The organism is Streptomyces anatolicus (assembly GCF_019400875.1).
Lineage (GTDB): Bacteria > Actinomycetota > Actinomycetes > Streptomycetales > Streptomycetaceae > Streptomyces > Streptomyces anatolicus.
Map to the genome: position 1 here is coordinate 1 of NZ_WMBF01000411.1, position 5741 is coordinate 5741.

The window sequence follows — 5741 nt, forward strand, 5'->3', positions numbered from 1 at the left end:
CCGGAACAGCTGAACTCCGCCACGCCCCGCGAGGCCGAGGCCGCGCTCCTCACCTGCTGCGGCAGCCTCCACTGGGCCCGCCGCGTCGCCGACCACCGGCCCTACCCCGACCTCGACGCCCTGCTCGCCGCCTCCGACGAGGCCGCCTACGACCTCTCCCCCGGCGACCTCGCCGAGGCCCTGGCCCGCGAGCAGCCGGCCGCGCCCCACGGCACGTACACCGCGGCGCACACCGCGCTCCGCGCCGCCCACGCCGCGTACGAGAGCCGCTTCGGTCACACGTTCGTGGTCTGCCTCGACGACGTCGCCCGCGCCGAGGCCCTGGACCACCTGCTCAGCGCCCTTCGGTCACGCCTCGGCAACGATCCTGACGACGAACGCGCCATCGCCGCCGAGGAACTGCGCCGCCTGGCCCGGGGCCGTCTCACCCGCCTCACCCGCATCCAAGCGGCCACCGGGGCCTCAGAGACCCCAGAGGCCCCCGCACGGGACGAGTGCCCGCAAGCCCGGCCCGATAGCCCGTACGTGCCTGTTTGATTGCTTGTTTGATCACACCTGCGGACCCGACGCAGGGCTACCGACAACTCGTCGATACGATGACGAGCGGCCGGTGGACCGTACCCGGCCGGGCTCGTCCGACAGAGCTGCTTCTTCTTTAGTTAGAAGACTGGCGGCCGGCCCCAACCCCCGCTCCCGGAGGAACTTCCGTGCCGGCTGGAACGCTGTACCGCGGCCGGGAAGGAATGTGGTCCTGGGTGGCTCATCGAGTCACCGGCGTCCTCATCTTCTTCTTCCTGTTCGTGCATGTGCTGGACACCGCTCTCGTCCGCGTCTCCCCCGAGGCGTACGACGATGTCGTCAGCACCTACAAGACGCCGATCGTCGCACTCCTCGAGTACGGCCTGGTCGCCGCCATCCTCTTCCACGCACTCAACGGCCTGCGCGTCATCGCCGTCGACTTCTGGTCGAAGGGGCCCCGCTACCAGAAGCAGATGCTCTGGACCGTCGTCGGCATCTGGGTCGTCCTGATGGTCGGGGCCCTCTACCCGATCCTCGGCCACGCCGTCCGCGAAGTCTTCGGGAGCTGACGCCAGACATGTCTGCTGACACCACGCTCGATAAGTCCGGCACGTCCGGCGTCGGCCCCGTCGAGGGTGCCTCGCTCTACGACGTGGACCACCCGGCCCCCCTCATCGAGGCGCCGCGCAAGCGCACCTCCAAGACCCCGCGCTCGACCCGCGGCAACTTCGAGATGGCCGCATGGCTCTTCATGCGCCTGTCCGGTGTCGTCCTGGTCGTCCTCGTCCTCGGCCACCTGCTGATCCAGCTGGTGCTCGACGGCGGCGTGTCGAAGATCGGCTTCGCGTTCGTCGCGGGCCGCTGGGCCTCGCCGTTCTGGCAGGTCTGGGACCTGCTGATGCTGTGGCTCGCGATGCTGCACGGCGCCAACGGCCTGCGCACGGTCATCAACGACTACGCCGAGCGTCCGAACACGCGTCTGTGGCTCAAGGGCCTGCTGTACACCGCCACGGTGTTCACCATCCTTCTGGGCACGCTGGTGATCTTCACCTTCGACCCGAACATCCGCTAAAGCCGAGGCGACCTCAGTGAAGATTCACAAGTACGACACCGTCATCGTCGGCGCGGGCGGCGCCGGCATGCGCGCCGCCATCGAGGCGACGAAGCGCAGCCGCACCGCCGTGCTCACCAAGCTGTACCCCACCCGCTCCCACACGGGCGCCGCGCAGGGCGGCATGGCCGCCGCGCTCGCCAACGTGGAGGAGGACAACTGGGAGTGGCACACCTTCGACACGATCAAGGGCGGCGACTACCTGGTCGACCAGGACGCCGCCGAGATCCTGGCGAAGGAGGCCATCGACGCGGTCCTCGACCTGGAGAAGATGGGCCTGCCGTTCAACCGCACCCCGGACGGCACCATCGACCAGCGCCGCTTCGGCGGTCACACCCGTAACCACGGCGAGGCCGCCGTGCGCCGGTCCTGCTACGCGGCCGACCGCACCGGCCACATGATCCTCCAGACGCTGTACCAGAACTGCGTCAAGGAGGGCGTGGAGTTCTTCAACGAGTTCTACGTCCTGGACCAGATCATCGTCGAGGACCCCGCGACCGGGGTGAAGAAGAGCGCGGGCGTCGTCGCGTACGAGCTGGCCACCGGCGAGATCCACATCTTCCAGGCCAAGTCCGTGATCTACGCGTCCGGCGGCACCGGCAAGTTCTTCAAGGTGACCTCGAACGCGCACACGCTCACCGGCGACGGCCAGGCGGCCTGCTACCGGCGCGGGATCCCGCTGGAGGACATGGAGTTCTTCCAGTTCCACCCGACCGGCATCTGGCGCATGGGCATCCTGCTCACGGAGGGCGCCCGCGGTGAGGGCGGCATCCTGCGCAACAAGGACGGCGAGCGCTTCATGGAGAAGTACGCGCCGGTCATGAAGGACCTCGCCTCCCGTGACGTCGTCTCGCGCTCCATCTACACGGAGATCCGTGAGGGCCGCGGCTGCGGTCCCGAGGGCGACCACGTCTACCTCGACCTCACGCACCTGCCGCCGGAGCAGCTGGACGCCAAGCTCCCGGACATCACGGAGTTCGCGCGTACGTACCTCGGCATCGAGCCCTACACGGACCCGATCCCGATCCAGCCGACCGCGCACTACGCCATGGGCGGTATCCCGACGAACGTCGAGGGTGAGGTCCTCGCGGACAACACCACGGTCGTCCCGGGTCTGTACGCGGCGGGCGAGGTGGCCTGCGTCTCCGTGCACGGCGCCAACCGCCTCGGCACCAACTCGCTCCTGGACATCAACGTCTTCGGCAAGCGCGCGGGCATCGCCGCCGCCGAGTACGCCGCGAAGGCCGACTTCGTCGAGCTTCCGGAGAACGCCCAGGACCTGGTCGTCTCCCAGGTCGAGCGGCTGCGTGACGCCACGGGCACCGAGCGGGTCGCCGAGCTGCGCAAGGAGCTGCAGGAGACCATGGACGCCAACGTCATGGTGTTCCGCACCGAGCAGACGATCAAGACGGCGGTCGAGAAGATCGCGGAGCTGCGCGAGCGCTACCTCAACGTCTCGATCCAGGACAAGGGCAAGCGGTTCAACACCGACCTCCTGGAGGCGATCGAGCTGGGCAACCTGCTCGACCTCGCCGAGGTCATGGCGCAGTCCGCGCTCGCCCGCAAGGAATCCCGCGGCGGTCACTACCGCGAGGACTTCCCCAACCGCGACGACGTCAACTTCATGCGCCACACCATGGCGTACCGCGAGGTCGGCGACGACGGCACGGAGACGATCCGTCTCGACTACAAGCCGGTCGTCCAGACCCGCTACCAGCCGATGGAGCGTAAGTACTGATGGCAACCCCGACCCTCGCGAAGGAAGACGCCAAGCCCGAGGCGGGCTTCGCCGACTCCCCGTACATCACGATCACCCTGCGCGTCCGCCGCTTCAACCCCGAGGTCTCGGCGGACGCCACCTGGGAAGACTTCCAGCTGGAGATCGACCCCAAGGAGCGTGTCCTCGACGCCCTCCACAAGGTCAAGTGGGACATGGACGGCACGCTGACGTTCCGTCGCTCCTGCGCGCACGGCATCTGCGGCTCGGACGCCATGCGGATCAACGGCAAGAACCGTCTCGCCTGCAAGACCCTGATCAAGGACATCAACCCGGGCAAGCCGATCACGGTCGAGCCCATCAAGGGTCTGACGGTCCTGAAGGACCTGGTCGTCGACATGGACCCGTTCTTCCAGGCGTACCGCGACGTGATGCCGTTCCTCGTCACGAAGGGCAACGAGCCGACGCGCGAGCGTCTGCAGTCCGCCGAGGACCGCGAGCGCTTCGACGACACGACGAAGTGCATCCTGTGCGCCGCGTGCACGTCCTCGTGCCCGGTGTTCTGGAACGACGGGCAGTACTTCGGCCCGGCCGCGATCGTCAACGCGCACCGCTTCATCTTCGACTCGCGTGACGAGGCGGGCGAGCAGCGCCTGGAGATCCTGAACGACAAGGACGGCGTGTGGCGTTGCCGCACGACGTTCAACTGCACGGACGCGTGCCCGCGTGGCATCGAGGTCACCAAGGCGATCCAGGAGGTCAAGCGCGCGCTGATCACGCGTCGCTTCTGATCTGTTCGCCGTCCGTACGTCACAGTGGGCCCCGCTCCTTCCGAGGAGCGGGGCCCGCTGTGCGTGTGCCCGGTGCGTCCCCGGTGCGGGCCAGATGGGGGCGGTCGCGGCGTCGTTCTCGCGCGTCTGCGTCCGGAGCGCGGGCGCCGTCCTACGCTGACGGAATGTCAGACAACCAGTCGGTCGGCCTGTCCGTTGACCAGCTCACCGCCGACCCCGCCGCGGAACTGCTCGGCTTCGACAACGTCCTGTTTCCCGTCGGCGATCTGGGCGAGGCCGTCGGGTTCTACGAGCGGGCCGGGTTCCCGGTCTCGTTCCGGCTCGACGAGATCGGGCTCGCCATCCTGAAGGTCGGCAAGGAGACCCCGGGCGTGCTGCTGCGCGTGGAGGACGGCATCGTGCCGCGTACGCCGCCGTGGCCCTCGCCCCGCGTGTGGCTGGAGGTGCCGGACGCCCGCGCCAAGGGGAGGGCGCTCGCGGAGGCGGGCATCGTGCTGCTCGCCGAGCCGTTCTCCGTCGCCACCGGGTGGACCGTGGAGATCGCCGACCCGTGGGGCAACATCACGGGCTTCACGGATTACCTGAAGCGGCCGGAGCTGGCGCGCAGTTCCTGAGGGCTCAGGCGTCGCGCGCGGCCAGTTCCACCACCGTGATGTCCGAGGGCGCCCCGACCCGTACCGGCGGGCCCCAGGCACCCGCGCCCCGCGTCACGTAGAGCTGCGTGTCGCCGTACCGCTCCAGGCCCGCGAGCGTCGGGTTGGCCAGGTCCGCGACGAGGTTGCCGGGCCACAGCTGGCCGCCGTGCGTGTGGCCGGAGAGCTGGAGGTCGACGCCGTGTTCGACGGCGTCGTGGATGACGACCGGCTGGTGCGCGAGGAGCACGGACGCCCGTGAGCGGTCCCGGTCCCCGAGGGCCCTGGTGAAGTCGGGGCCCTTTCCCTCGTCCTCGCCCGCCACATCGTCGACGCCCGCGAGGTCGAACCAGGGCAGTTCGGTACGGGCGTTGCGCAGCGGGCGCAGGCCGAGTTCGCGTACGTGGTCGACCCACTGCTCGGCTCCGGAGAAGTACTCGTGGTTGCCCGTCACGAAGTACGCGCCGTGCCGCGCCCGCAGCCCGGCGAGCGGGGCCGCGGCCGGGCCGAGGTCCTCGACGCTGCCGTCCACCAAGTCGCCGACGACGGCGATCAGATCGGGCTGTGTGGCGTTGATGGTGTCGACCACGCGCTGGGTGAAGCCGCGCCCGAGGATCGGCCCGAGGTGGATGTCGCTGACCACGGCGATCCGGTATCCGTGCGCCCCGCGCGCCAGCTTGGCCAGCGGCACGGTGACGTGGCGGGTGACCTGGCCGCGCCGCGCGCCGGCGCTGCGGGCGGCCTCTTCCAGTTCAGGCCCCACCTGCAGCAGCGTCGACGAGATCAGGCGCAGGCCGTAGGCCATCCAGACCACCGTGTAGGCCAGCCACACGCTGAAGATGGTGCTGCGCATGGCACGCAGCCATTCGATGAAGTTCTCGCGCAGCCACTCGGCGAACGGCAGGCCCGACAGCCAGCCGCCCAGGTCCGGATCCAGCGCGTTGTCCAGCCACATCGGCACGAACAGGAAC

The 5741-nt window shown here is 69.2% G+C and carries 7 protein-coding genes; 6 read left to right on the forward strand and 1 reads right to left on the reverse strand.

The features are described 5' to 3' along the window. From GKQ77_RS26225 to GKQ77_RS26250, 6 genes are all read left to right on the forward strand, one after another. On the forward strand, positions 1–537 hold a 537-nt coding region (locus GKQ77_RS26225; RefSeq protein ID WP_372459987.1), incomplete at its 5' end, for a 2-oxo-4-hydroxy-4-carboxy-5-ureidoimidazoline decarboxylase. Positions 538–707: 170 nt separating this feature from the next. Continuing rightward, a complete protein-coding gene (sdhC, locus tag GKQ77_RS26230; RefSeq protein ID WP_125514581.1) occupies positions 708–1088 on the forward strand; it encodes a succinate dehydrogenase, cytochrome b556 subunit in 381 nt (126 codons plus the stop codon). Between the two features lie 8 nt (positions 1089–1096). Continuing rightward, positions 1097–1591 (forward strand): succinate dehydrogenase hydrophobic membrane anchor subunit, encoded by a 495-nt coding sequence (locus GKQ77_RS26235; protein WP_125514580.1) that lies wholly within the window; start codon positions 1097–1099, stop codon positions 1589–1591. 16 nt (positions 1592–1607) lie between these two features. Then, positions 1608–3368, forward strand: a complete 1761-nt coding sequence (gene sdhA / locus GKQ77_RS26240) for a succinate dehydrogenase flavoprotein subunit (RefSeq protein WP_219691402.1) — start codon at positions 1608–1610, stop codon at positions 3366–3368. Further along, a complete protein-coding gene (locus tag GKQ77_RS26245) occupies positions 3368–4138 on the forward strand; it encodes a succinate dehydrogenase iron-sulfur subunit (protein WP_219691403.1) in 771 nt (256 codons plus the stop codon). Before sdhA ends, GKQ77_RS26245 begins: the two co-directional genes overlap by 1 nt. A gap of 164 nt (positions 4139–4302) precedes the next feature. Further along, complete coding sequence (locus GKQ77_RS26250; RefSeq protein ID WP_125514577.1) at positions 4303–4752, forward strand: VOC family protein; 450 nt, start codon at positions 4303–4305, stop codon at positions 4750–4752. Between the two features lie 4 nt (positions 4753–4756). Here GKQ77_RS26250 and GKQ77_RS26255 read toward each other — a convergent pair. Beyond that, positions 4757–5741: metallophosphoesterase (locus GKQ77_RS26255; RefSeq protein ID WP_219691404.1), on the reverse strand; the 985-nt coding region annotated here is incomplete at its 5' end.

Excerpts from the sequence above, each read along its gene's own strand:
- GKQ77_RS26235 (WP_125514580.1), top strand. The coding sequence starts at position 1,097 with ATGTCTGCTGACACCACGCTCGATAAGTCCGGCACGTCCGGCGTCGGC.
- GKQ77_RS26245 (WP_219691403.1), top strand. The coding sequence starts at position 3,368 with ATGGCAACCCCGACCCTCGCGAAGGAAGACGCCAAGCCCGAGGCGGGC.
- GKQ77_RS26250 (WP_125514577.1), top strand. The coding sequence starts at position 4,303 with ATGTCAGACAACCAGTCGGTCGGCCTGTCCGTTGACCAGCTCACCGCC.